We start from the raw sequence: 26,663 nt of genomic DNA on the forward strand, positions 1-26,663 counted from the left end.
CGGCGGGCGCAGGTTTTCCCCGGAAATTCCTGAAAGGAAGCGAGAAAGTGAAAGCCATATGCAAACGGGAGATACGCTCCTACTTCAGTTCCCCTATAGGATATGTGTGCGTGGCGGCGCTGCTGGCGCTGTACGGATACTATTATTATCTGGTGATGATGATGGGATCCTCCAGCTACATTTCCTCCGTATACGGGGTGATGTTCTCTTTTTCCATGATGGTCATTCCCATCATCACCATGCGCAGCATGTCTGACGACCAGAAAAACAAAACCGACCAGGCCCTGCTCACCGCCCCTGTAGGGGTGACAGCCATTGCCCTGGGAAAGTTTTTAGCCTGCTTCTTTGTGTTCTTCACAGCCTCCACCCTGGGCCTGCTGCCCGCCGCTGTGATGAACTTCTTCGCAAGCCCTGCCTGGGGGGAAATCCTAGGCAATTATCTGGGCACCCTGCTGTACGGCGGGGCCATGATAGCCATTGGCGTGTTCATCTCCAGCTTGACGGTAAGCCAGATTATCGCGGCCATCGGCACCTTCGCGGTGTCTGTGTTCCTGATGTATATCGACATGCTGGCCTCCTCCGTATCGAACGCGGCGGTGAGCGCCATTATCCAGTGGATATCCTTTAACACCCGGTATGAAACCTTTACCCAGGGCATGTTCAGCATTTCCGCCGCGGTGTTTTTCCTCAGCGTTATGGCAGTGTTTGTCTTTTTAACCGCCCGCCGTTTGGAGAGCCGCCGCTGGGCGTCATAAGGCCAGACAGGCATTAAGCTACAGAAAGGAAGATGGGAACATCGTGAACAATACAGATCAGAATAAGGATTTGCTGGGCGCCCCAGAGGCAGAAGTACAGCCGGAAGCCGCCCAGCCAGAGAATACAGCCCCAGTGGAAGCCGCTGTGACAGAGAATATTGCCCCGGCGGAAAAGAAGCCGGACAGGAAGCTTCGCGGCAATGGCTGGAAGCGGGGGGGCATGGCCACCCTTCTAAGCGTGGTGTTTATCGCCATCATTGTGGCGGTAAATATTATCGTGACGGCCCTGACCCAGCGCTTCCCTTCCATGGATATTGATCTGACCGCCCAGAAGCTGCACTCCCTGTCAGATCAGGCACAGGAAATCGCCAAGGGCATTACAGTGGACACAGAGATCTATCTGGTGGGCAAGGAGGACGCCTACCGCAAGGATCTGCTTTACGCCAACTATGGCTTTCAATACAGCCAGGTGGCAAACCTTGCCGAAAGGCTCCAGGAGGCAAACTCCCATATCAAAGTGGAGTTTGTAGATCCGGACACCAGCCCCACGCTGATGGCGGAATATGCCGACGAAAGCCTGACAAACGGCATGGTGCTGGTGCGGACAGAGAAGCGCCACAAGATTCTTTCGGTGTACGATCTCTTTGACATGCAGCAAGATCAGATGACCGGCGGCGCTCAGACCTATACCAAGGCCGACAGCGCCCTGGCAGGGGCTTTAGAGCTGGTAAATCTGGAGAAGGTGCCGGTGCTTACAGTCTGCACAGGCCATGGGGAACTGCTTTACAGCGAGAACCTGGGGGTGTTTACCGATCTGATGGAAAGCCAGAACTTCTCTGTGCAGGAGGTGGACATCCTGACGGAGGACATCCCGGCAGACACCCAGGTGCTGATGATCCCCACCCCCAGCAACGACTATACCCAGGAGGAAATCCAGAAGGTGCAGGATTTCCTGAACAACACAGAACGGGAAGAGCCTGTGGCTGTGCTTGCCACCTGCCATCCCACCCAGCGGGAGCTGCCCCGGCTTACCGGGTTTTTAGAAGAGTGGGGCATTGAGGTGCATCAGGGGGTTGTGGCGGAAAGCGACGCGGGCCGCATGGCAGCGGCAAACGCCAGCTATGTGCTGGTGGATCCTGCCGGAGGCACTGCCCTGGACGGCAATTCTTACAACCGTTTGCTGGCTCCCAGCAGCGCGCCCCTGTCCTTTGCCTTTGATTCCAACGGGGACATTACCACCCGGGCCTTGTGGGAGACAGGCAGCAGCGCCTATATCATTACGGAAAGCACCACCCAGGCAGAGGCGGAGAATCCGGAAACCGCCCAGTGGGCAGTGGCGGCTATGGCCACGAAAACCCTGGAGGTAAACGGAAAAGAGAGCCTGCGCCATGTGATTGTGTTCGGCTCCTCCTATGTGTTTACCGACAGCTTCCTGGAGGCCACTGCCTTTGGAAACCGGGACTATATCACCGACCTTTTGCAGTATGCGGCAGGCGCGGATGACAGCGCCGTTACCGTACAGGCAAGCGCTGTCCAGACCAATGTGATGGACGTGACCTGCTCCCGCAGCACTGCCACCCTGCTGGGGCTGGGTGTGTTTACAGTGGGCCTGCCCCTGCTTATCCTCATCGCGGGGCTGGCGATCTTCTTAAAGAGGAGGCATCTGTAAGCCCATGAAAAAATCGGTGAAAAGCCTTCTGATTATGCTGGCTGTGCTGGTGGTGCTGGGAGGGGCGGCGGCCTGCCTGCTGCTGTTCCCGGCAGAAAGCGGCGGGGAAGGAGAAGGTTCTTCCCCGGCAGCCTCGGAGGAGCCAAAGGAAACCCTGGTTCAGATAGAGGAGGAAGATCTTGCCTCCATTCTGGTGGAGAACAGCCAGGGCAGCTTTGAAATTGCGCCTGTCCCCCCGGAAGAAACAGGGGAGGCGGAGAGCGGCATGGCGGAAGCAGCCTATACCTACACCATAAAGGGCCTGGAAAGCTACAGCCTGGACAAGGCCCGGCTGCAGAACGCCGCCGGGGAGGTGCTTTCCCTGACAGCCAACCGCTCTCTGGGAGAGCAGGAAGACTTGGCCCAGTATGGCCTGGAGGACGGTCAGGCCGGGAAGGTGACAGTGAACCGGAAAAATGGGGAGCCGCTGGTGCTGTCCCTGGGCATCACCTCCCAAAGCGGCACCACCGGGCAGTACATCTTGCAGGACGGCAAGGTGTATATGGTGCCCGCCCTGTCTGACGTGTTTGCGGGCACTGCCCTGGACTGCGTAAGCCGGGAGGTTTACAGCATAGCGGACTGGACTATGGACGGCATAGATGAAAACGGGGAAGCCACAGTGGACACCATGCCTGACACCCTTTTCAGCATGGAAATCACTGGGGGGAGTTTTTCCCAGCCCATTTCCCTGGAATATGTGGAGAAAAGCCGCCTAAACGGCTATCTGCTCACTTCCCCTGTGGTGGCGGAATCGGGCACAGCGGCCTGCGATAATTTGGTGAGCGCCCTGAAAAGCCTCAGCGCGGACACAGTGGAGGCTGTGGACGTGCAGGAGGGGGACTTAGCTGCCTTTGGCCTGAATAAGCCTGCCGCCCGGGTGTCCTTTAATATGAATAACCAGGAAATGGCTCTGGCGGCAAGCGGGAAGGATGGGGACGGAAACCGCTTTGTTATGCTGGAGGGCCAGAGCATTGTATACAAGGTTGGGAACGCCAAGGTGAGCGCCTGGGCGGAAGCAGACCCCATGGATCTGCGCAAAGGCACCATTTGCCTGGCAAATATTGCAGATGTGGAAGAAATGTCCTTGACCGTAGACGGGGATATGGTGTATCATTTTACCATAGACTCCCAGGACGGGGAAAGCACCGTGAAAATTCCCGGCGGGCGGGAAACCAGCTATGAGGACTATGCTGCCTTTTTCCAGAAGCTTACGGCTTTGGCAGTGTTCTCCCTGGAGGAGGCTCCCTGCGAGGGAACGCCTGCTTTCCAGGTGGAGTACCAGTATAAAAACGGAAGCGGGGACACCGTGTGTTTTTATGCTGTGGAAGGGCAGGACAGGTATGCCTGCACCCTGAACGGGGAATTTAACGGCCTTGTGCGGGGCAGCGAGTTTCCGCCCCTGCTGGAAAGCCTGCGGTTTTACGGGGCAATAGTTGACTAAACGGCCCGGTTTGAGGGAAGCTATAGGAAAGGGCGGGTTTGAAAGAAGCGGGCCGCTTTTTTGAAACCTCGCCACACTGAAAAAGGGAGAAGCAGGAAGCTGCGCCAATAGGATTGTGCTATAGCCTGTTGGCGCGGCTTCTGCGGGTTGAGAAAGGAGAGCGCAGATGAAAAAAGCGGTATGCCTGCTGCTGGGCGCCCTGCTGCTGGCGGGGATGCTCTTTGGATGCAGCAAAAAGGAGGAGGCGCCGCCCAAGGAGGAAGCTTCCGCTGTAGAAACAGGGGAAGAGGCGGGGCCTTATAAAATCGGGCTGGTGCAGTGCGGCAGCTATGCCCCTTTGGACACCATGCGGGAATCCTTTATGAGCCGCCTGGACGAGTGGGGCTATGACGAGGTGAAAGTGGAGCTGGATTATCAGAACGCCGGAGAGGACGAGGGAAAAGCGGCGGATATCTGCAAGCAGTTTGCCCGGGATAAGGTGGACATGATTGTGGCGGTGGGCGCTCCTGCTGCTAAGGCGGCCACCGAGGCGGTAGGCAGCAGCGGCGTGAAGGTGCTGTTTGCCGGGGTGAACGATCCGTCCCCCACCCTGGGCATTAAAAACATCAGCAAGCCGGAACGGGGCGTGACCGGCGTATCCGACCGGGTGTCCGGGCAGCAGTCTGTAGAGTTTATGCAGAAGATAAAGCCGGGCCTTAAAAGCATTGGCCTTCTGTACAGCTCGGAGGATAAAAACGCGGAGGCCGCAGCCAAGGCCATTCAGGATTACTGCCGGCAGGTGGGGATTGACACCCATGTGGCCACTGCTGTCAGCGCGGAGGGGGCGGCGTCTGCCGCCCAGGAGCTGTGCGGGCAGGCAGACGTGCTTTTTACCCCTGGGGACGGGGTGACAGCCGCCGCCGCCGGAAAGATACAGGAAGCCGCCGCCCAGGCGAAAAAGCCCTGGCTTGCAGGCAGCGATATCCTGGTGCAAAACGGGGCATTGGCCTCTTTGGGAGCGGACTATGAGGAAGTGGGCAACAAGGCCGCGGACATGGCGGTGCAAATCATGGTGGGCACCCAGGTTTCCCAAATGCCCGTACACTTCTTTGACTCTTGGCAGGCCTGGATAAACCAGGCTGCCCTGGAAAGCTTTGAAGGGGAACTGCCGGAAGACCTTTTAAGCACCGCAAACTATGTGGTGCGAAAGGGCGAAGCGGCCTAAAGCGGAAAGCAGCGCAAAACACAATATGGAAACCACTGTCTGGGGGATACCCAGGCGGTGGTTTTTCTTTTTCAGTGATATGCCTTTGGCCAGATGGGCCGTTTATTTTTCGTATGCGGAAACTGCATATTGTGTGCTGAAAAGCAAGGGCTACCATATTTCCACAAATCCTGCTATCCTATAGTATATAGCAAACGTACCTGGAGGCAAGCCGCCTGCTTGCGGGAGGGGGCTTCCTAAAGGGATGAGGGAAATTTCATGTGGAAAGGGGAGCAAAGCGCATGGCAAACGTGCAGGCAAGAAGGAACAAAGAGGGTCGGGTTATATCTTACAGCATCCGGGTTTACCGGGGACGGGATCCAGGCACCGGGAAGCAGCTTACACCCTATGCCAGCACCTGGAAGGTGCCGGAGGGCTGGGGGGAAAAGCGCGCCCGCCGGGAGGCCCAGCGGCAGGCAGTTTTATTTGAGCAGCGGTGCAGGCAGGGGGCTGTGGCTGACGGCAGGGAAACCTTTGGGGACTATGCCGAGTATGTGCTGAACTGGAAGGCCAGCATGGGTATGAAGCACCTGACCGAAGTGCATTACAGGCAGAACCTAGAGCGGGTGCTGCCCACCTTAGGCCCCATGCGCCTGCGGGACATCCGGCCCCAGCACCTGAATAAATTATATCAGGCCCTGTCCGGCCCCCAGGCCCGGGCAGACAACGAGCGCGCCCAGGCAAAGCCCCAGCTTTGGAAGGTTTTGGAGGAACGGGGCCTTTACGGGGACGTGCCGGATGGGGAAGGGAAGCGAATCAGCCTGACGCGGCTGCGCAGGGGGGAAACCGTAAAGCCCAGCACAGCCCAGCGCATTGCCGAAGCCCTGGGACTGCCGATACAGAACCTTTTCGATATCCTGCGGGAGGAGCGCACCTTGAGCAGCCGCACCGTGATGAACTGCCACCTGCTGGTGTCCACTGTGCTGGGACAGGCGGAAAAAGAAATGCTGATTCCCTTTAATCCAGCCCGGCGGGCCACCCCGCCCCGCCGGGAGGCAGGGGATCCCAACTATTTCCAGGAGGACGAGGTGGGGCAGATTTTGCAGGCCCTGGAAAGCGAGCCTTTAAAGTGGCGGGCTGCCGTATACCTGCTGCTGGTGTCTGGATGCAGGCGGGGGGAGCTTCTGGGGCTGAAATGGGAGAAGATCGACTGGGAGCGGGGCACCATCCGCATAGACTGCGCCATGCAGTACGCCGTTGACCGGGGGGTATACGAAAGCACCCCCAAGACAAAGGACTCGGTGCGCACCCTGCGCCTGCCGGAGGAGGCTTTCGCCCTGCTGGAGGAGTACCGCCAGTGGCAGGAGGCATATAGGAAAGAGCTGGGGGAGAGGTGGAAGGAAGCGCCCTATGTGTTTACCGGGGAGCATGGCGGCCCTATGAACCCTTCCCAGCTTGGCAACTGGCTTACCCGCTTTGAAAAGCGCCACAACCTGCCCCACTTAAACCCCCACGCCTTCCGCCACACCATGACGAGCCTCCTGCTTTTCAGCGGCGTGGACAGCATCAGCGTCAGCCACCGGCTGGGCCATTCCAGCGTTGCCACCACCACCAGCATTTACGGCCATCTTATGAAGCAGGCCGAGGACAAGATTAGCGGGAAAATGGAGGAATTGCTGGATTCCGCCCGCCGCAGCGCCCAAAGCACCAACCAAGTGCCTCTGGAGGAAAATTCAACAGAAAATGGAAAAAAAGACCCGGTTGAATAAAAGTTGAACGCGGCAGAAGGCATAGTTCCTAAAAAAGGAAAAATATGGAAGGTAAAAAGCCGGTTTTTAGCCTAAAATCTCGAAAAGCTGGTTGAATGAAAATTGAATTTCCCGGGGAAACAGGAGGTGCGGCTCCTCTGGAAAGCCCAGATTTTCAGCGGCTTTTCGGGCATTTGCCCTCCTGCAAGTGTGAGTTTATAGATAACTTCCACTCGCAGGCGGAGCGGGGAGGAGGGGGGAGGCCTTGCGAAATCCCCCTTGCGCGCCGCTCTAATGGCCAGGCGAGAATCTAAAATTTAAGAGGGTTGAAATTTATGAACAAAAGCAAGTTTCTGAAGAAATCACTTGCGGCTGTCTTAGCTGTTCTTTTGATTGCCGCAATGATTCCGCTCAGCGCTGCTGCTGTTGAGGCTCCTCCTGTATCAAAAATTACAGTGGGCGGCGTTGAAGCCACTGGTACGGGGACAGCCCGTGAGGTGAACCTTGTGGAAGGCACAAGCCTGCCCAAGGTAGTCGTGCAGTTGGACGCAAACAATGGCGGCAACGACGGTTCTGTTTGGCATGATGACGGCACTGGCACCAACACAAGCGACGCTGTCAATACAGGTGCTGGTTCCCTTGCAGCGCAGTGGACTTTCACGCTGAGCGAGGATGAGTACAAGGACGGCGGCGAAGTGAAATTCCGCGTGTTCCACGAGAACAACGTGGATTTTGCCGACTATGTGATCACCCTGCACTTTGTGAGCGGCAGCGCTGACAACAGCATCAAGTCTATTGGCTTTACAAATGGTGACTTCCAATATGGCAGCACTACCCAGGACGAAAATGGCGTGTACATCATCACTGCTAAATACGGCACAATTACACCCGGTACTGATTCCCTAACAGTGGAGCTGGGTTCTGCTGACGCAACACTGACTGGCGAAGCTGGCCTGACGATCACACAGGGTACTGGCGCGAAGTGGACTATCGCAAGCTATGTTGTGGGCACTCCTTTCAATCTCCAGGTGAAGTCCCAGAACGGCGAGCTGGCAAATTACCAGGCCAAGGTTGTGGCTCCCACCTTCTTTAAGTCCATTTCCACTCCCAATGAGTATAAGGCAGCAGAAGTGGATCTGTCTGCTTCTCCTAAAACCATTGACCTGTATATTCCTTTTGGTACAAAGCAGGTAAAGAATAAGGCTGGGAGTAAAACTTTTTATGAGATCCCTGTTAATTTTGAAACAGGCTATCCCTCTGCTGTTATTAAAACACTGGCTTATGATGTAGAGACGCAAACTGAGAAGAAAGAACTCAAGAGCGGAGACAAAATTTACATTGACGTAACAGCAGGCACAAAAATCGACCTTGACTACATTTATAATGGCACAACAGAAACTTTTAAGGTTGAAGCCAACATAACCAACGATGACCCCGCCGCCACCATTTCTGCCGTGAAAGTTGGCAACTATATGGCGAAGCTGGAGGGCACTACCTTTACACTGGAACTGCCCGCTTCCTTTATGGACCTTGCCGGAAGCAATGCAACGGCTTTGAATGTAAAGGCTGCTAAGGGTTCTACAGTTACTCTGGCTGGCAGCGATGGCCAGACTCCGATCAAGGCAACTATTACCGATCCCACTGCTTGGGAAGAACTGGGCAGTAACGCTTTTGATGCCAGCAAGGAAGGCACCTACACTCTGCGCGTTGTGTCCGCCCAGGACGTTGACAGCAATGGTGTATTTGACGCCAAAGACTACACTCTGGTTGTGAAGAAGGTTGCCATTGCTGAAGAAGCGGCCATGAAGGCTATGGTTCTTGAGAATTCCGATGGCAAACAGTTCCCTGCCGAGATCAGCGGGAACACCATTAAGTTCAAACTGCCCTATTCTACTCAAGTCAACGATGTCAAGGCGCCTGCCGCAGGTAAGGAATGGAAGCTTTACTATGATGTTTCCAGCGGTGCATACATTTCTGCTCCTGCCTTGGTTGTGAGCGGGAGCACATTTGACAGCGGTGATGGTACTACTATTGGCATTTTCCCCAGCGCTTTTGACGGTAAGACAAGTGATGGGACCGACATTGAGGTGGTGGCTTCCGATAACAGCAGCAAGAAATACAAAGTTGTTGTGGAAAAGCTGCCTGCTGCAACCGGACACAGCATTGTGAAGTTCGGCGTTACCCATGATGATGCAAACAAACTGGATGATGTCGATAAGAATGATATTTTTGAAGCGACTCCTTCCGGTACAAATGTTATCATCAACGTACCTTTCAGCAAGTATGGCGATTTCGATAAGGGCAGCAAGGTGGTTCCCATTTTTGAACTCTCTGAGGGTGCAAAAATTTATCGCGTTGCAAAGGCTGCAAATAATATTGATAATGATTTAGAAAAAGTGGCCCCTTTGACTGGTGTCACTGCAGACGCTCCGGGCGCAGCTATTAAAACAGATGGCGTTCATTTTGATGGCACTGCTGTCAGCTCTTCAGACAGCACTCCCAAGTCCCTGTGCCTGTTTGTTATCAGCGAAGGCGCTACCGATCCTGTAAGTGGATTCACTCCTACCTGGAAGCAGGCCAATGCTGGCAAGTACACCGAGTACAAGCTTCAGGTGAAGAAGGCCGCTGCCAACAAGACCGTTAAGCTGGATCAGGTGAAGCTGTTCAACAACCTCACCAAGGAAGAAGTTATCGGCACTGTGAACAACGCTGCTGAAACTATCACCTTCAACAACATTCCCAACCATTTCATGGCCAACGCTACTGCGAACCACGTCTACCTTGATTACAAGGTGAGCAAGGGCGAAGGAGTGGTTATTGATACCACAAATGCTGACAATACAGGGACTTTTATTAACCCGATTGTTTACGGCGATAACGGAAAAATTAAGACTGTAGCTAATGAAAGTGACAAGCAGGTTGCTGCAATTACCACTACTCCTGCCAACACCAGCGGCGAAGCCACTGGCACTTACAACAGCCTGTACATTGAAAGCGAGGATGGCGAGGTAGGCAATGGAACCGCTACGCAGTCCCGCGTTTATACAATCAAGTATAACGTTGCTCCTGCCGAGACTGGCGCTACGCTGAACAGCGTGACCATCAATGGCGTGACGGCACGGCCCGACGCCAACAAAAAGGTGACCATCACCCTGCCCATGGCTGCGGAGGTTACTTCCCTCAAGCCCGCTTTTGATGTTTCCAAGTATGCAAGCGTTCTGAACGGCGGTGTGAGCGGTGCTGTTATTACCAACGGTGAGGACAGCTTCAACTTCTCCTCTGCCCGCACCTTCACCGTGAGGTCTGAGGACAAGAAGAACACTACTACCTATACGGTTGAAGTGAAGGTTTCCAAAGACTTCAGCGACGTGAAGCCCGGCGACTGGTTCTACAGCTACGTGATGGATGCTGTGGACCGCGGCATTATCATTGGCAACGGCGACGGCACCTTCGGGCCTCACACCAATGTGACCCGGGCACAGTTCGCCACCATGATGGCCCGCGTAGACGGCTTTGACAAGAACGCCGAATACACCAACCCCTTCAGCGATATGCAGGGCATCACAGGCGAAACCCTGAAAGCCATTGCCTACTGCGCTGACAAGGGTTACATCACCGGAGACGGCGACACCACCTTCCGGCCCAACGATACCATCAGCCGCCAGGAGATGGCAGTTATCATCTCCCGCGTGATGAAGCTGGATGTTGAGAATGTGGAGATTGGCACCCGCTTTGCGGACGACGCGAAGATTGCAGGCTGGGCCAAGAATTACGTTTACGCCTGCGTGAACGCCAAGATGCTCATGGGCGAAGGCAATAACACCTTCAATCCTCTGGGCAGCACCATCCGCGCTGCAGCCGCAACTGCTGCTGTCCGGGTTGACAACGCGAAATAAGGTATTTCAACTCACCTAAATTTTACAAAGCCCGAAGCGAAAGGGGACGGAGCAATCCGTCCTCTTTTGCTTTGCTGCCTCCGGCGGGATAAGAAACTTTTTTGAGGAAAAGAAGTTCAAAAGATTGCCTTCGGCAACTTTCTTATCAATCTTCAAAAACCTCTGTGAAAGTATAGGGAACCGGGTGGATTGCGCTGTGATTCCCTGCCATTTGGTGCGTCTCAAAAGTTTTTGGGTTTCCAAAGGGGATTTTTTCAAAAATCCCCTTTGGCCCCCGGAGGCAAAGAGGCCAAAAAGAAAGGACGCAGGTTGCCCTGCGCCCTCTCTTTTTGAGAACTGTAAAATTTAGGTGAGTTGAAACCTTACTTGATTTTCAGGGAATCCACCATGACCTTCGCTGTCTCAGCGCGGGTGATTCTGGTGGTGCCGTTGAAGCGGTTGGCCTCGTCGCCGTTAAAGACCTTGGCAGTCTGCACAGCGGCAACATAGGGCCGCGCCCAGCCGGAAATCTTGTTGGTATCCGCAAAGGTGGGAGTGCCGGTAACCTCCAGGTCAAGGGCAACTGCCAGAATCTTGGCGGCCTCCTCACGGGTGATGTTGTTCTTCGGCTTGAAGGTGCTGTCCTCATAGCCGCCGATAATGCCTTCCTCGGCAAAGTAAGCTACATAGCCCTTGGCATAGCCGCTTACGCTGGAAGCGTCCTTGAAGGGCACAGTGGCGTTCTCGTCCACTTTAATGCCCAGCATACGACCGGTCATCACAGCGAAGTCCTCACGGCTGATGTGGGTGTAAGGCCCAAACAGCCCTTCCCCAATGCCCTGCACAATGTTCTTCTCAAAGGCTTCCTTCACATAGGGAGCGAACCAGGCGTTTGCAGGCACATCGCTGAACTGCTCGCCGGTCTTGACGGTCAGAGTGTAAACGGTAGTCTTGTCGCCCTTTTCGGACTGAACCGCAACCTTTGCAGGCTTGCGGAGATCATAAGTTTTGTCAGCGTCAAAGACAACTCTGTCAATGGTCACAGAAGCCATCTTGGAAGCGGTAAGCTCCAGCTTAATCTGGCCCAGGTTGGTGCCAAAGGGTACGCTGGCAGTGATCGTCTCGGCAGTCTGGTTAATGGAAGCAGACACGCCGTTCACCTTGGCTGCAGTGATTTCCGCGCCAGTGTTGGCATCGGCAACCTTCACTTCTTTAATTTTATAGGGTTTTGCCACGCCGCTCTCAGAAGTAACAGTCAGCGTAAGAGTCTTTGGTGCTGCTGCAGTAGTCACGTCCTCCCAATAAGCTTCGCCGCCAGCCTTTAAAATATAATTATCGCCACTTTTTTCAACCTTAAAGGCAACATTCTCGCCCCATGTTGATATAGAAGAAACAGGTACGATTTTTCCGTCTACATAGTCAACCTTGCCACCAGAGTATACAGCACCATGTGCGGGTTTAGAACCAGACCTTTCTGCGGTCACAGCAGCGCCCGCGTCAGTTTCAAAATCCAGGAAGAACTCTTTCCCGTTCCTGTAGCTGTAAGGCACAGTCAGGGTAATTTCATCGCCGTTTGCGCCGCCGATAGTGCCAGTGATGTTGCCATCAAGGCCGGAGATAGTCTTCAGGCGGTTGCCTGTCCGGGCTTCCTCTTTAGTTTCAAAGGTGTACTCTACCATGTTGGCAGCATACTTATTCTTAATTTGCACATAGGTAGCCACACTGGAATCATTGAGGGCAATCAAGGTAGCCAGCTTTTCGTCAGCCACGAAATACTTCGCTGTGCCGTCTGCATAGGCAGTTGCTGTCCACTGGGTCAGGACGCCGTCCTCGTCAGGGCCTGTAACCGGAGTCTTAGCGTCGTTAGCGGTATACATTTTTGCGCCCTTGGAAAGCTCAAAGCTGGGGTACAAAGCAACGCTGTCATCTGCCACCGTCACCTTGAACTTCCCGTCCGCAGGAGTCACAGTGAAAGCCTTATTGTTGTTATAGTTGATAAGGTTCTTGTTGTCAGCAGTGGTCAGCACAAAGTTTGTGATGGACTTGCCGGTTTCGGGGGTGGCGCGGACGTACTTGACGGCATAGGTCAGGCCATCGCCGCCGCCAGCGCTCACGGTCACCAGGCCGCCATCCTTAACGGTAGCACTATCCAAGGTGCCTTTGCCAGTAACGCCAGTCATTTCAATAAAGGAACTCTGGCTCTTGGCAAAGGTGTACTCCACAGTCGCGCTAGGCCGCACATCATTTTCAAGGGTGGAATGGGGCACGGTGAAAGTGATAGTGCGGTTGGGAGTGTCCACCACGCCGTTGCTGGTATATTCATCGTCCTTGCCCTTGTTCAGCACCAGCTTGGCAGCGGTGATGGTGGGCTGCAGTTCAGTCGCGTCAGCCTTGGTGACGGTCAGGGTGTAATACTTCTGGGTCTTGTCGTCAGCGGCGGTGACAAGCACTTTAACGGGATCGGTGCAGTTTACATTATTGAGATTTGTGCCGCTAGCCACGCCAGCGGCGTCAAAATCTACAGCAGTTCCAGTGGAAGGGGCTTTCACGCTCGGCTTTTTGCTGGAGCTAGTAATAGCTTTGGGGCCGTTGAAAGCCAAATTCACCTTGGAAAGATCGGCTTCCTTAGGAACCACAACATTGATGTTTTCGCCCTCGATAGTGCCTTCTACCTTATAGGTGGCACCCGTAGCGCCGGCGTTATTGCTGACGGTAACGCCTGTCAGGGTGGTGTCCTTATCATTGGGGACAAATTTCAGGGTGTAAGTTCTGGTGCTGCCTGTAATGCTGGTGAGTGTCAAGGTCGCACCAGTAGCAGCCTGGTCGAACATGTAGGCAAAATCAAACTCTGTTCCGCTAGTAATTTTCGCAGTCGCAGCAGCGGCTGTTGCCAAAACAGCATTGCTATAATGAGAACCAACCTCAAAGGTGGGAACCAGCTTCAGAGCGCCGTTAGCGTCCTTTGCCAAATCAGCAGGTACAGCAAACTCAATGTTGCCATCCTGATAATCCTGATCGGGGCTGGCTTTCATTTTGAAAACACCTTCATAGTCACCGATCTTAATAGACTTCAGGCCTTCCTCCTCAACCACAAAAATGTCATAAGCGACATCACTTAAAGCGTCCTCCGTTGTAGTAGTTAGCTTTTGCGCAACCGCCTTAGTTGTATTCGTCCCCACAATACCACTGGAAGTCAGCGCGATGGAATTTGTAGGAGTTGCGGTTCCAGTACTTCCAAATGCAGTGGTGGAAACGCTGGAGCCTTTGCATCCATTCAGCTCAACAGTATATGCTTTGCTACCTGCATAACCAAAAGGCACGGTAAAGGTGATGGTCTTTGCGGTTTCGTCCACAACGCCATCGTAGGTGTTGTCCATTTTGGCAGACTTAACAGAAGCGCTGCCAGCAGGTGCGCCCATGATCCAGTTGACGGTGTAGCGTGCGCTGATATTGGTGTCATCTGTACCCTTGCGAATTTCAAAGATGATAGGCAGCGGGTTGCCATCATCATCGCGCTCTGCCGTAAGCTCGGTAGGTATAGAAGCAAGTGCAAAGGTAATCTGTGTGCCGTCCTTCTTAACCTGGGACACCTGATCATCGGCATGGCCTGTCTCAACTTTAATTTTCGGCAGATTGCCTGCATTATAATTGAAAGCTATGTTCCAATTATACCCGCTGCCCGTAACCTCGCCGGAGAACCCTCCCGCAGGAACAGGCTTAACCCCCGTGGGTTCATAGGCAGCAGCAGCGCTGAGCGGAATCATTGCGGCAATCATAAGAACAGCCAAGACAGCCGCAAGTGATTTCTTCAGAAACTTGCTTTTGTTCATAAATTTCAACCCTCTTAAATTTTAGATTCTCGCCTGGCCATTAGAGCAGCGCGCAAGGGGGATTTCGCAAGGCCTTCCCCCTCCTCCCCGCTCCGCCGGCGAGTGGAAGTTATCTATAAACTCACACTTGCGGGGGTTTTGGCGGGAAAGGGGGAGGTTAAGGGGGAAAACGGCGGGGAGCGGGTTGAACGGGGGGCAGGATAAGGAGTGCGCAGGCGGGGCATTGGATGGAAAAGGAAAAGCCTGGATATGCCTGCAAAAGCTTTCAGGGCGAAATATTCAGGGGAAGCGGCGGGAGGAGGGAAAGAAAACAAGAGAGCCGCTGCGGGAGATGGGGACCAAACGCAGTTTCCCTTACGCTCTGTGCGACAACGCTGCGACCGGCTTGAAAAAAATTCCACAGAGGGCTTGACAAGCGGAGGAGAAGATGGTAATATGGTATCGTCACCACATGGTAACGATACCATATAGAAAAATAAAAGGAGGAGGGTGTATGGCGGCAGCAGGCGGGAATCCTAAAATGGCAGATGTGGCGCGGCTTGCCGGGGTTTCGCTGACCACAGTGGGCCGGGTGCTGCACAACAATGGGTACGTTTCTGGGGAAAACCGGAAGCGGGTGGAAGCGGCTGTGAAAAAGCTGGGCTATGTACCCAATACCCTGGCCCAAGGCCTAAAAAGCGGGGTGCAGATGATAGGGCATATTTTGCAGTTCAGCCCCAACATGCTTTTTGCCCAAATCAGCCGGGCCGTGGACGAGGCCTGCACCCGGCAGGGGTACAGTGTTTTAAGCTTTACGAAATACGGCCTGCCGGGAGAGGATGAGCGAATTGTCACCGAGTTTATCGGCAGGCGCATGAGCGGGGTCATCCTTACGTCTATCGGGCAGTTTGACCCTGGGCTGGTGAAAAAGCTGGAGCGGGCGGGCATTCCCCTGGTGTGGATAGAGCGGGCGCCGGAGCGCAGCGATAGGGTGCTGCTGGACGACCAGGCCGGCACCTACAGCGCCACCCAGACCATGCTGCGGGCCGGGCACAAAAAAATCGCCTATATTGGGCTGGAGAACGGCCAAGCTGTGGAAGCCCTGCGGCTGGAAGGCTACAGGCAGGCACTGGCAGAAGCGGGCCTGCCTTTGGAGAAGGATTTTATAAAAATTGTTCCGGATTATCACCCTGCCAGCGGCTGCAAGGCTATGCAGGCATTGTGGGAGCAAGGCAGGCGGCCCACTGCTGTGTTTGGCGCGGCAGATACCCTTATTGCCGGGGCCATGCAGTATCTCTATCAGGCAGAGGTGAAAATCCCCACAGACATTTCCCTGATGGGCTATGACAACACCATTTCCGCCATGCTGTCCCCGCCTGTAGATTCGGTGGGCATATATGCCGGAGAAATGGGCCAAAAGGCGGTGGAGCTGCTTTTGAAGCGCCGGCAGGAGCTGGAAGGCCCGCCGGAGACAGTGTGGGTAGGTACAGAGCTGGTAGACAGAGGGACAGTAGTTCCCCCGATGGAATAAAACTTTTCAGGTAAAGGATGGTATGCAGTATGAAAAAAGTGAAGGTCGGCATTATCGGATGCGGCATGATTACAGCCCGCCGCCACGCGCCAGAGTACACAGACAACCCCAATTCGGAAGTGATAGCCCTTTATGACTTTGACCAGGAGCGGGCAAAAGAACTGGCGGTGGGCTATGGGGCAAAGGTGTATGCCACAGTAGAGGAACTCATTGCAGATCCGGAGATAGACGCTGTAAGCATCTGCTCCCCCAACAACACCCACGCACCGTATTCCATTATGGCCCTGGAAGCAGGCAAGCATGTGCTGTGCGAGAAACCCATGGCCCTGGAACTGGAAGATACACGGCGCATGATGGAAGCTGCAGAGAAGTCTGGGAAAATCCTGATGATCGGTCACAACCAGCGCTTGCTGCCCACCCACCGGAAGGCCCGGGAACTGCTCCAGTCTGGCATGATAGGCAACATTCTTTCCATCCAGAGCAACTTCCGCCACCGCGGCCCGGAATACTGGAGTGTGAACCGTTCCAACTCTACCTGGTTCTTTGACAAAAACAAGGCGCATTTTGGCGCCTTGGGAGATTTAGGCGCCCACAAGCTGGATATCATCCGCTTCCTCACAAATGACGAGGTGGAGGACATCTGCTGTGAAACTGTCACCCGGGACAAGCGGTATCCGGACGGCAGGCTGATTGATCTGGAGGACAACGCCTCCGCCATCTTCCACATGAAAAACGGCACCTTCGGCACCATGAACGTTTCCTGGACCAACTATGGCGAAGAGGACAACAGCACCATTATCTATGGGGATAAGGGCGTTATGAAGATATTCGGGGACTTTGCCGATGACATCGTGGTGGAGCTGCGGGACGATACCCGGGTAAAATACCAGGTGGGGGCCATTTCCACCAACAAGAAGCAGCTAAAAAGCGGCATTATAGACGACTTTGTGGATTCCATTATCAACAACCGCCAGCCCACCGTTACAGGCAAGGACGGCCACAATACCCTGGCTGTCATTGTGGCGGGGAAGAAGTCCGCCGCTGAGAGGCGCTGGCTGAAGGTGGAGTATTAGAGCGTGTACACACAAAGCAATCACACGCATCTTTTCGGGATATTTCATGGGCTTCTGTGTTAGGAATCCTCGAGGATGCGAAAACGTTTTTCAAACGTTCGCCTTTCTTGCGGTTCCTGCCTTGAACCCCACTAAATCCCCTCGAAAATCTGCATATTCAACTTATGTGAACACGCTCTAAAAGGGGCGTTCCCTTGGGGGAGGCTTAGAACGAAAAAACCGCACCCGAGGATCTTTCTATGGGTGCGGTTTTATGCGTATATATCAAAATACAAAAAAGGCTTGCATCCTTTTGGATGCAAGCCTTTTTTGCGGCGTGCTAAAGAAATTGGATGGAATCACGTAGCTGAGGCTTTGATGGCTTCCGCAATGAAAGCGCCCAGCCCCGGCGAGGTCTTATCAAAGGTGGCCTGGAAGCGGGGATCCGCCTCATACATCTGTCCCAGCCCCTGCAGGATTTCATCTGAACAGGGATAGAAATTTTTTGCGATAAAGTCCCGCCATTCCCGCACCATGGCTTGCGCCTCCGGGGAATCCGGGCCTTTTTCCATGCAGGCGGCAAAGCGGCGGAAAATACCGCCCATGCCCGCGTATATTTTATCCCACTCCTTTTTGCCATAGGAAGCCATGCGGCGCTGGGATTCCTCATAGGCCAGGGTTTCTCCCCAGCGCTCCTTTACCTCCTGGGCGTACTGTTCCATCTGCTGGTCGATCTCTTTTGTGTCAAATGCGGCAAAATCCATTATACATTCTCCTTTCAACAGGTTTTGTGTCAGTTCAATCAGCTTGTCCAGGCGCTTGCGTTTTAACATGAGAAGCCGCGTCTGCTTCTCTAACGCGTCCTGCAAGAAAATATGGTCAGCGCTTAACAAGGGGCGTATTTCCTCCAGGGAAAAACCAAGCTCCTTGTACAGCAGAATTTGCTGGAGCCGGGCAAGTTCCGCCTGTCCATACAGCCTGTATCCCGCTTCCGTTACCTGCGCCGGGACAAGCAGCCCGAGCTTGTGATAGTGGTGTAGCGTGCGCACGCTTACACCGCTGATAACGGCGGCTTCCTTTACAGTCAATAAGCTGTCCATCTTCATTGCCATGGGATACAAGGCTCACACAAAAAGCCATAAAAAACGCAGCCTTTTGTGCCCCGTATCATTCCTTCCTTCATATTTTTCACATGGAAAGCCTCCTTTCCGGTACCGTGTTCACAGTATAGACTATAACGCAGGGGGAGAGTCAAGAGGAAAAGAAAATTTTCTTTTTGAAAATATGGGCGGGCCTGCCGCTTCCCCTGAATATTTCGCCCTGAAAGCTTTTGCAGGCACATCCAGACGCTTCTTTTTCCATCCAATGCCCCGCCTGCGCACTCCCTGTCCCTGCCCCCCGTTCAACCCTCTCCCCGCCATTCCCCCCCCCCCCCCCTTAACCTCCCCCTTTCCCGCCAAAACCCCTGCAAGTGTGAGTTTATAGATAACTTCCACTCGCCGGCGGAGCGGGGAGGAGGGGGAAGGCTTTGTGAGCCTCCCCTTGCGCGCTGCTCTAATGGCCAGGCGAGAATCTAAAATTTAAGAGGGTTGAAATTTATGAACAAAAGCAAGTTTCTGAAGAAATCACTTGCGGCTGTCTTGGCTGTTCTTATGATTGCCGCAATGATTCCGCTCAGCGCTGCTGCGGCTGACCCCGCCGTTGTTTCCAGGGTTTCAGTTTATAATGGTACTGATGCTCCTGTAGATGCAACGGAGGATGGGACGGTTTGGACCGCGAAAATTAACGATCCCGGTTCAAACGAAGTCACCGTAAATGTGACGCTGGCTAATGACAACGCAACTGCTGTTGTTTCCCATGAGGACGAAACTGGTACTGAGGATGCCGCGCCTACCAACGCGCAGGGCGTGTGGAGTTTTGACATGACTCCTGACGAAAAAGCCGCCAAGGAAGCCAAGTTTACCGTGTGGGACGAGCGCGGCGCGGAAAGCGGCAAGGAGTACACAGTGAAATTTGAGCTGAACGAAGGCTCTAATGATGTCAGCATCAAGTCTGTCACTGTGGACACCCAGTATGGCGAAACCGCTGTGGACGGCGATACTTACACCATCACCCTGCCCTATAACACCAGCGGCAGCCCGACACTGAAAATCGAACTGAATAACACAAGTGCATCTGTTACTGGCGGCACACCTGCTGGCGCAGGCGTATACACAATTACTACCACTGAAGAAATTGGTGCTACAACGGCTGGCCAGTCTACCAGTAAAATTACTGTTGTGAACGGCGAAACTACCCATATCTACACTGTTAAGACTGTGAACGCCACTGCTTTCGCTAGTTTCTCCGTAGCTGGCGAGCGCAAGGAAGCGAAGATTGACTCTGTTGCCAAGAAGGTTACCGTTTACATGCCCTATGGAAGCAATGCCAGCAATGGCAAGTTTAAAGTTACTCCTACTTTTACTCCCGGCTATGCTTCTGTAGATGTTAAAGCAACACGTGAGACGGCTCCCATTGGCAATGTTGCCTTTGAGAGCGGAAAAGAAATTGAGCTAGATGATTATGACAATAACAAGGTTGATGCAGCTAAGCCTATCCATGGTGCAGTTATTGCCTTGAAAGTTAGCTACAGTGACGTTGGGACTGCGGAACCTTGGACTGTTGAGTTTGATGTTCCTGTCAACGACCCCGCCCCTGTTCTGAAGGATCTGTACATTGGCACCTTCAAGGCGGAAATCGACGAGGCCAAGCACACTGCTGTTCTGAATGTGCCCAAGACTCTGCGCGATGATACAACTGCTAACCTGATGGGCCTTGCTTCTAAAGGCGCAAAAATTCATCTGACCGATGTGACCAATGTTACTGCACAGACAATCGTGACTGAGGGCACCGCTGTGCTGGTTAATGCAGATAGCACCGCCACCCCTGTTCGTCAGAACTTCCCCATTTCCACCAAGAACAACTTCATCATCCGTGTGACTTCCGCTGGTGATGAGGAAGGCAGAACAACTGGCGATGCTGGGTTTACTAAATGTGCCGTTCAGGACTACAAGCTGACCATCAACACAGTGGACACTGTAGGCAAGGCTGAAATCACCGAAATGGTTCTTGAGGATAACAGCGATGACAAGAACCAGTATAAAGCCGAAATTAAGGATAATGTCATTACCTTCACCCTGCCTTTTGCTACTACCAATGTAAAAGCCAATCTTGCAAACTGGAAGCTGTATTATGGCCTGAGCAACGGCACTGTCTTTACATCCGATGCAGGCAACATCACCAAGACCTCTGGTTTTGCACTGAGCAATAATGAACCTTTTATGCCTGCAGACGGCTATACCGCTAAGGGCGACGCTATTGTTGTAACTAACGGCGAGAGTTCCACTACTTACAATATCGCCATAAAGCTGGCTGCTGCACGCACTGCCAGGACCATGACAGGCTTTAAGGCAACCTCTGTAACAGATTTTGATGATATAGAGGACAATGAGAACACTTTTGCGGCCACTGGTTCCAGTGACTTGACCGTCTCTGTACCCTATTCTAAGTACAGTGGTGGTATCGTTGACAACCCCGTTGTAAGCGCTGTTGTGTCTGAGGGTGCGAAGGTTTACTATGTGAAGCCTGACGATGGTGTGTTGAAACCTGTTGATATTCTTGCCAAGAGCGGCGATACCGCAAATAATACACTGCCGGATGTCCAGGACAGTGGCAACAAGTATGACGGTGTTGAAAAGGACAGTGCTGGGAACCTCAAGAAGCTGACTCTCGTTGTTGTCAACGAGAAAGGCGCGGTTGACGCTACTGGTGATGATTTGATTGACGGCACCGCCGACACAGAAGCCGACCTTGCTGTTGGCACCTTCACCAAATACACCCTTATCATCAAGCGGGCCGATCCCCAGAAACTTCATACACTGGATTCCTTCAGCGTGTATGATTCCGTGACCAAGACGGAAATTAAGGCAAATGTCGATTCCCGCAACCACAAGATTAACTTGACTCTGCCTGCCTCTTTTGTGGGCGGAAAAACCGCTAGCACTCCTAACTCTGCTAACGCTTCCGGTGCTCTTGCCAGCGGCATTGAGCGCAACCTGTGGTTTAATTACGGCACCAGCCATTACGAAAATGTGATTGCTTTGGACGATCAGAATACACCTACAGCGATTGGCACAGACGGCCTTAAGAAGCTCACCATCAAGAATGGCGCTGTAGTAGATACTGACAGCACTGCTGTCATGACAGCAACAAACACAAATGGTGTAGGCGAACTTGAAATGTACGATGGCACAACTGGAAATGAAACAATCACGAAGATTCGTGTGGAAAGCGAAGCTTACACAGTGAATGACAAGGGCGGCTTCCAGGAATACGATTTGGTTGTGAAGTATGCCGATGTAAAGCTGGGCAGCGCGCTGAACAGCGTGACCATCAACGGCGTAACCGCTAAGCCCGACGCCAACGGCAAAGTGACCGTCACCCTGCCCAAGGCTACGGAAGTTACCGGCCTGAAGCCCACTTTCAGCGTGTCTGACGGCGCCTTTGTGATTACCACTGCCAACGGCACTTTCAGCCCCAACACCGGCCTTGTGCAGTCTGGAGCTATCATGAACTTTACCCAGCCCAAGACCGTTTGGGTTCTGTCTGAGGACGGCGCGAACAAGCAGAAGTACACCATTGAAGTGAAGATTGACGATGGGTTCAGCGATGTGAAGCCCAGCGACTGGTTCTACAGCTACGTAATGGACGCTTCCAAGCGCGGCATTATCATCGGCAACGGCGACGGCACCTTCGGGCCTTACACCAACGTGACCCGTGTGCAGTTTGCCACCATGATGGCCCGTGTGGACGATTTCAAGCCCGCTGAGTGGGAAGGCAAAGCCAGCCAGTTCAGTGACATGAACGGCATTACCGGCGAAGCCGCCGCGGCTGTTGCTTACTGCGCTGACAAGGGCTACATCACCGGTGACGGCGGTGCAACCACCTTCCGGCCCAACGCTACCATCACCCGCCAGGAGATGGCTGTTATCATCTCCCGCGTGATGAAGCTTAACACCGAGGATGTGAACATCGGCACTCCCTTTGCCGATGACGCGAAGATTGCAGGCTGGGCAAAGAACTACGTTTACGCCTGCGTGAACGCCAACATGCTCATGGGCGAGGGCAACAACACCTTCAACCCCCTGGGCAACACCATCCGCGCTGCAGCCGCTACCGCCGCTGTCCGGATTGACAACGCGAAATAAGGTATTTCAACTCACCTAAATTTTACAAAGCCCGAAGCGAAAGGGGACGGAGCAATCCGTCCTCTTTTGCTTTGCTGCCTCCGGGGGCCAAAGGGGATTTTTTCAAAAATCCCCTTTGGAAACCCAAAAACTTTTGAGACGCACCACATGGCAGAGAATCACAGCGCAATCCACCCGGTTCCCTGCCGTTTTTATTTTTCTCTTTTGGGGGAAATAGGACGGGAGCACCCTCAGCACGCGGGCACTCCCGTAAGCGCATGGCAAAACGCAAATTTAATATTTGCGTTTTCATGCGGCGAAAAAACAGCACTCTGTCCCTCGCGTCTTAGGTGCAAACGCTATCGCATCGCGATTGCGTTTCGTCACGTTGCAAAGAAAGGACGCAGGTTGCCCTGCGCCCTCTCTTTTTAGGAACTGTAAAATTTAGGTGAGTTGAAACCTTACTTGATTTTCAGGGAATCCACCATGACCTTCGCTGTCTCAGCGCGGGTGATTCTGGTGGTGCCGTTGAAGCGGTTGGCCTCGTCGCCGTTAAAGACCTTGGCAGTCTGCACAGCGGCAACATAGGGCCGCGCCCAGCCGGAAATCTTGTTGGTATCCGCAAAGGTGGGAGTGCCGGTAACCTCCAGGTCAAGGGCAACTGCCAGAATCTTGGCGGCCTCCTCACGGGTGATGTTGTTCTTCGGCTTGAAGGTGCTGTCCTCATAGCCGCCGATAATGCCTTCCTCGGCAAAGTAAGCTACATAGCCCTTGGCATAGCCGCTTACGCTGGAAGCGTCCTTGAAGGGCACAGTGGCGTTCTCGTCCACTTTAATGCCCAGCATGCGGCCGGTCATCACAGCGAAGTCCTCGCGGGTGATATTCTTGTAAGGCCCAAACGTCCCGTCTCCAAGGCCCTGCACAATATCTTTCTCGACGGCTTCCTTCACGTAGGGAGCGAACCAGGCGTTTGCAGGCACATCGCTGAACTGCTCGCCGGTCTTGACGGTGAGGGTGTAGGTGTTGGTTACACGGGGTGTGGTGGACTCAGATTTAACGGTAATCTTAATGGGATACCGCAGGTCATAAGTCCCGGCAACCTCGGTGTCATAAACACCATTGGGATAGGTAATAGTATTTACATTCGGAGTGGTAACCAGAGCCATCTTGGAAGCGGTGAGGGCAATCTTCACCTGGCCCAGGTTGGTGCCATAGGGCACGTTGGCAGTGATGGTTTTATTGGTGTCGTTGATGGAGGCATTCACGCCGTTTACGGTCAGGTTGGTAATCTGCGCGCCCTGCTCGGCATCTTTTACCGTAATTTTATCAATAGCATATTGCTCAGTACTCCCATCCTCCGCTGTTACTGTTACTTTATAGTTGCCATTAGTACCATTGTAAACTGCAGCAGCAAAACCATGCATACCAACCTTAGCACGATAGTTCCCATTGGAGTCTTTCACAATGTAGAAATAGGCATCCTTCACCCAGTCAGTATCGGCAACTGTTTTGTGCGTGAGCTTGCCATCCGTATATTCCATTAGTCCCGAAGGATTGAATACACCAGTCGTAGAGCCATTGTTCACTGTAAGTTTTGCATTGTTGGGCATCTTGAAATCGAGATAGATCTTTCTGGAGTTTGCACTTAAGGAATTATAAGCAAAGCTGGCAGGCACTTCCAAGGTGATCTTCCTGCTGCCTTTCAAGCCGCTTACGGTACCCTTCACATTGCCGGTCGTGTCTGTGAAATCGGGTAAACGAGTATCATCGCTGGCTGCTTCCTTCACATCGAAAATATAGTCAGCTTTGTGGCTGCCATATTCTCTGTTGATGATGGGGTAGTTGATATTTGTGCCGCCAGCAGTGCAAATCAACTTGTCCTTGTTGGCGATCATTGTGGCCAGCATTTCATCTGCTACGAAATAGCCAGTATTGGCGGCTCCAGTCTGAAGCTGGGTCATGTTCGCGCCATCATTGTCAGCGTTGGCAATGGGGATCTGTGTAACGTCATCAGTGCTGGTATTGTAAGCAAACAGCTTCGCGCCCTTGGAAAGTTCAAAGTCAACATAATATTTCTTTGATTTTTCAGAGGGGGGCATGGTCACAGTGAATTTACCATTGCTGATAGTTACATTGTAAGTTTTATTGTTGTTGTAGCCAATCAGATGGGTATTGTCGGCTTCGGTCAGTTTCATGTTGCTGATAGACTTGCCAGTTTCAGCGGCGGCGCGGGCAAACTTGATCTCATACTTCACAGCGTTGCCGCTGGCGGAGACAATACCCACGGAACCGCCGTCTGCAATTTTAGTGGGCTTCGCTGTAGTCGTTCCGTCAGGCATGGCAGTGCCAAAATACAAGGTGGTAGCCTTGCTGTTGCGTGCCCAGGTGTAGTTACCAGCCGCGATAACGGAGTCCTTTGTGGAATGAGGCACTGTGAAAGTGATGGTGGTGCCGCTGATGCTGGCTGTGTAGGTAGCCTCATCAGAGGTGCCCTTGTTCAGAACCAGCACGCCGGAGGTGATGGCCGGAGCCACGCTGTCCTCGTCGATGGCTTTAATAGTTAGGGTGTATACTTTCTGGTGTTTTCTATTGTCAGACTTGACAACTACAGACAGGGGCTTGCTGTAATTTACAGCGTTAACGGTGTTGGCAGCAGCGCCCGTGTTAGCAAACGTAACCGCAGTCTTGCCGCTTACAGTGACAGAAGCATTGCCTGCAAAACCCCGGGGGCCAGTGAATGTCAGGTTAACGTTGTTCAGAGCGGCATTCCTCGGCACAACAATTTCAATATCGCTGCCGTCAATGGTGCCGTCAACAGAAGTCCAGTTTCCACCGCCATCCACAGCCTTCACGCTGGTCAGTTCCACGTCCTCGTTGCGGACAAAGATCAGCTTGTAGGTTCTGGTGGCACCATTGGTGCTGGTCAGTTTCAGGTCTACACCTGTAGTGTTCTGTGATGTAGCAACAGCAGTGGCAACACCGCAATATGCGTAAGAAAAATCAAATTCTTTGCCGCTTTCAGCCTTCACATCGGTAGTGCCGTCATTGATCGTCACATTAGTGTTGGGATCGGAAATCGCAAAGGTGGGGATCAGCTTTACCTTGCTGTCAACAGGCTCCAGTGTGGAAGGCACATAAACCTTGATGTTTCCGGTTTCCATGCCAGCGTCATAGTCCTTGCTTAAAGCAGAGTTTGTACCGTCTGCTGTGGCAATCTCAATTTCAGTTCGCAGATCGCCAACCTTGAACTCGGTCAGGCCGGTTTCTTCCTTCACAATCACATCATACTGCACAGTGGTTTTGCCGTCCTGGGTTTCGGTGGAAACCTTTGCAGGAACAGGCTTTTTCATGTTTGTGCCAACATTTGTTGCAGTGTAGTTGCCGGACAGAGAAGCGTCTGCACAGCCTTCAAAGTTGATAACATAGGTGTTTGCGCCTGTGGGAGTCGTCATATCATATCCAAAAGGCACAGTGAAGGTGATAGTTTTAGCAGAATCGTTGATTTCGCCGTCAAACTTGCCTGCCAGCTTTGCGCTGGTGGCCTTGCCGCTGGTAGAAGCGGATGCCTTTGTCCATGTAACGGTGATATCGTCAGACTGCTCACTGCCATTCTTCACAAAGAAGCGGAAGGGGATGGGGTTGCCATCGTCATCCATTTCCAGAAAAATGTCATCCGTGGTGGGGTTCCCAGTTACCGCTGTGGATTCGTCACCCACTTGGTTGCCACTAGCGTCAACCTTGCTCTTGATAGCATAAATCACGTCAGCGGCAGTCTCTGTGCTGATGACGATTTTGGGGTCGTTCTTGTCCCAGTTCAAGTTCAGCGTATAGCTGTTGCCCGAACCAGTGGCCACTTCGCCATTGGGGCCGGTAATTTTCAACCCCGTGGGTTTATAGCCAGTGGAGGCAGCAGCAGCGCTGAGCGGAATCATTGCGGCAATCATAAGAACAGCCAAGACAGCCGCAAGTGATTTCTTCAGAAACTTGCTTTTGTTCATAAATTTCAACCCTCTTAAATTTTAGATTCTCGCCTGGCCATTAGAGCAGCGCGCAAGGGGGATTTCGCAAGGCCTTCCCCCTCCTCCCCGCTCCGCCGGCGAGTGGAAGTTATCTATAAACTCACACTTGCGGGGGTTTTGGCGGGAAAGGGGGAGGTTAAGGGGGAAAACGGCGGGGAGCGGGTTGAACGGGGGGCAGGATAAGGAGTGCGCAGGCGGGGCATTGGATGGAAAAAGAAGCGTCTGGATGTGTCCAAAAGCTTTCGTGGGAAACGTTTTGAAAGGGGAAGCGGCGGGAGTTTTCTTTTATGCAGATGGTAAGGCGGTAAATATAGAAA

The 26,663-nt window shown here is 53.2% G+C and carries 12 protein-coding genes; 9 read left to right on the top strand and 3 right to left on the bottom strand.

The features are described from left to right. Window positions 1-47: 47 nt before the first annotated feature. From VSQ30_RS18160 to VSQ30_RS18185, 6 genes are all read left to right on the top strand, one after another. Window positions 48-755 (top strand): ABC transporter permease, encoded by a 708-nt coding sequence (locus VSQ30_RS18160; RefSeq protein WP_160642855.1) that lies wholly within the window; start codon window positions 48-50, stop codon window positions 753-755. Between the two features lie 43 nt (window positions 756-798). Further along, window positions 799-2,424, top strand: coding sequence for a DUF7088 domain-containing protein (locus tag VSQ30_RS18165; RefSeq protein ID WP_334466233.1), 1,626 nt, complete (start codon window positions 799-801; stop codon window positions 2,422-2,424). Between the two features lie 4 nt (window positions 2,425-2,428). Further along, the gene (locus tag VSQ30_RS18170; protein WP_334466236.1) at window positions 2,429-3,904 is read left to right on the top strand and encodes a DUF4340 domain-containing protein; all 1,476 of its coding nucleotides are present in this window, start codon (window positions 2,429-2,431) and stop codon (window positions 3,902-3,904) included. Between the two features lie 166 nt (window positions 3,905-4,070). Continuing rightward, window positions 4,071-5,108, top strand: coding sequence for an ABC transporter substrate-binding protein (locus tag VSQ30_RS18175; RefSeq protein WP_334466239.1), 1,038 nt, complete (start codon window positions 4,071-4,073; stop codon window positions 5,106-5,108). Window positions 5,109-5,389: 281 nt separating this feature from the next. Beyond that, the gene (locus tag VSQ30_RS18180; RefSeq protein ID WP_334466242.1) at window positions 5,390-6,856 is read left to right on the top strand and encodes a site-specific integrase; all 1,467 of its coding nucleotides are present in this window, start codon (window positions 5,390-5,392) and stop codon (window positions 6,854-6,856) included. Between the two features lie 314 nt (window positions 6,857-7,170). Continuing rightward, entirely contained in the window at window positions 7,171-10,731 is a 3,561-nt protein-coding gene (locus VSQ30_RS18185; protein ID WP_334466245.1) for an S-layer homology domain-containing protein, read from the top strand. A gap of 362 nt (window positions 10,732-11,093) precedes the next feature. On the opposite strand, the gene VSQ30_RS18190 is transcribed toward VSQ30_RS18185, so the two are convergent. Then, window positions 11,094-14,540: an S-layer homology domain-containing protein gene (locus tag VSQ30_RS18190; protein ID WP_334466247.1), complete on the bottom strand. Its 3,447-nt coding sequence runs from the start codon at window positions 14,538-14,540 to the stop codon at window positions 11,094-11,096. A 493-nt stretch (window positions 14,541-15,033) separates the two neighbouring features. On the opposite strand from VSQ30_RS18190, the gene VSQ30_RS18195 reads away from it, so the two are divergent. Further along, window positions 15,034-16,050 (top strand): LacI family DNA-binding transcriptional regulator, encoded by a 1,017-nt coding sequence (locus VSQ30_RS18195; RefSeq protein WP_334466249.1) that lies wholly within the window; start codon window positions 15,034-15,036, stop codon window positions 16,048-16,050. 29 nt (window positions 16,051-16,079) lie between these two features. Continuing rightward, complete coding sequence (locus VSQ30_RS18200; protein WP_334466250.1) at window positions 16,080-17,123, top strand: Gfo/Idh/MocA family protein; 1,044 nt, start codon at window positions 16,080-16,082, stop codon at window positions 17,121-17,123. Window positions 17,124-17,461: 338 nt separating this feature from the next. Here VSQ30_RS18200 and VSQ30_RS18205 read toward each other — a convergent pair whose 3' ends face one another. Next, entirely contained in the window at window positions 17,462-18,214 is a 753-nt protein-coding gene (locus tag VSQ30_RS18205) for a MerR family transcriptional regulator (RefSeq protein WP_334466252.1), read from the bottom strand. Between the two features lie 486 nt (window positions 18,215-18,700). Between VSQ30_RS18205 and VSQ30_RS18210 the strand changes: the two genes are divergently transcribed. Then, window positions 18,701-22,348 (top strand): S-layer homology domain-containing protein, encoded by a 3,648-nt coding sequence (locus tag VSQ30_RS18210; protein WP_334466254.1) that lies wholly within the window; start codon window positions 18,701-18,703, stop codon window positions 22,346-22,348. A gap of 440 nt (window positions 22,349-22,788) precedes the next feature. Here the strand turns inward: VSQ30_RS18210 and VSQ30_RS18215 are convergent, their stop codons facing one another. Next, window positions 22,789-26,325 carry an S-layer homology domain-containing protein gene (locus tag VSQ30_RS18215; protein ID WP_334466256.1) on the bottom strand — a complete coding sequence of 1,179 codons (3,537 nt, stop codon included), beginning with the start codon at window positions 26,323-26,325 and terminating at the stop codon, window positions 22,789-22,791. Window positions 26,326-26,663: the final 338 nt, after the last annotated feature.

Source organism: Acutalibacter sp. JLR.KK004 (assembly GCF_036941085.1).
In the GTDB taxonomy this organism is placed as follows: Bacteria; Bacillota; Clostridia; order Oscillospirales; family Acutalibacteraceae; genus Acutalibacter.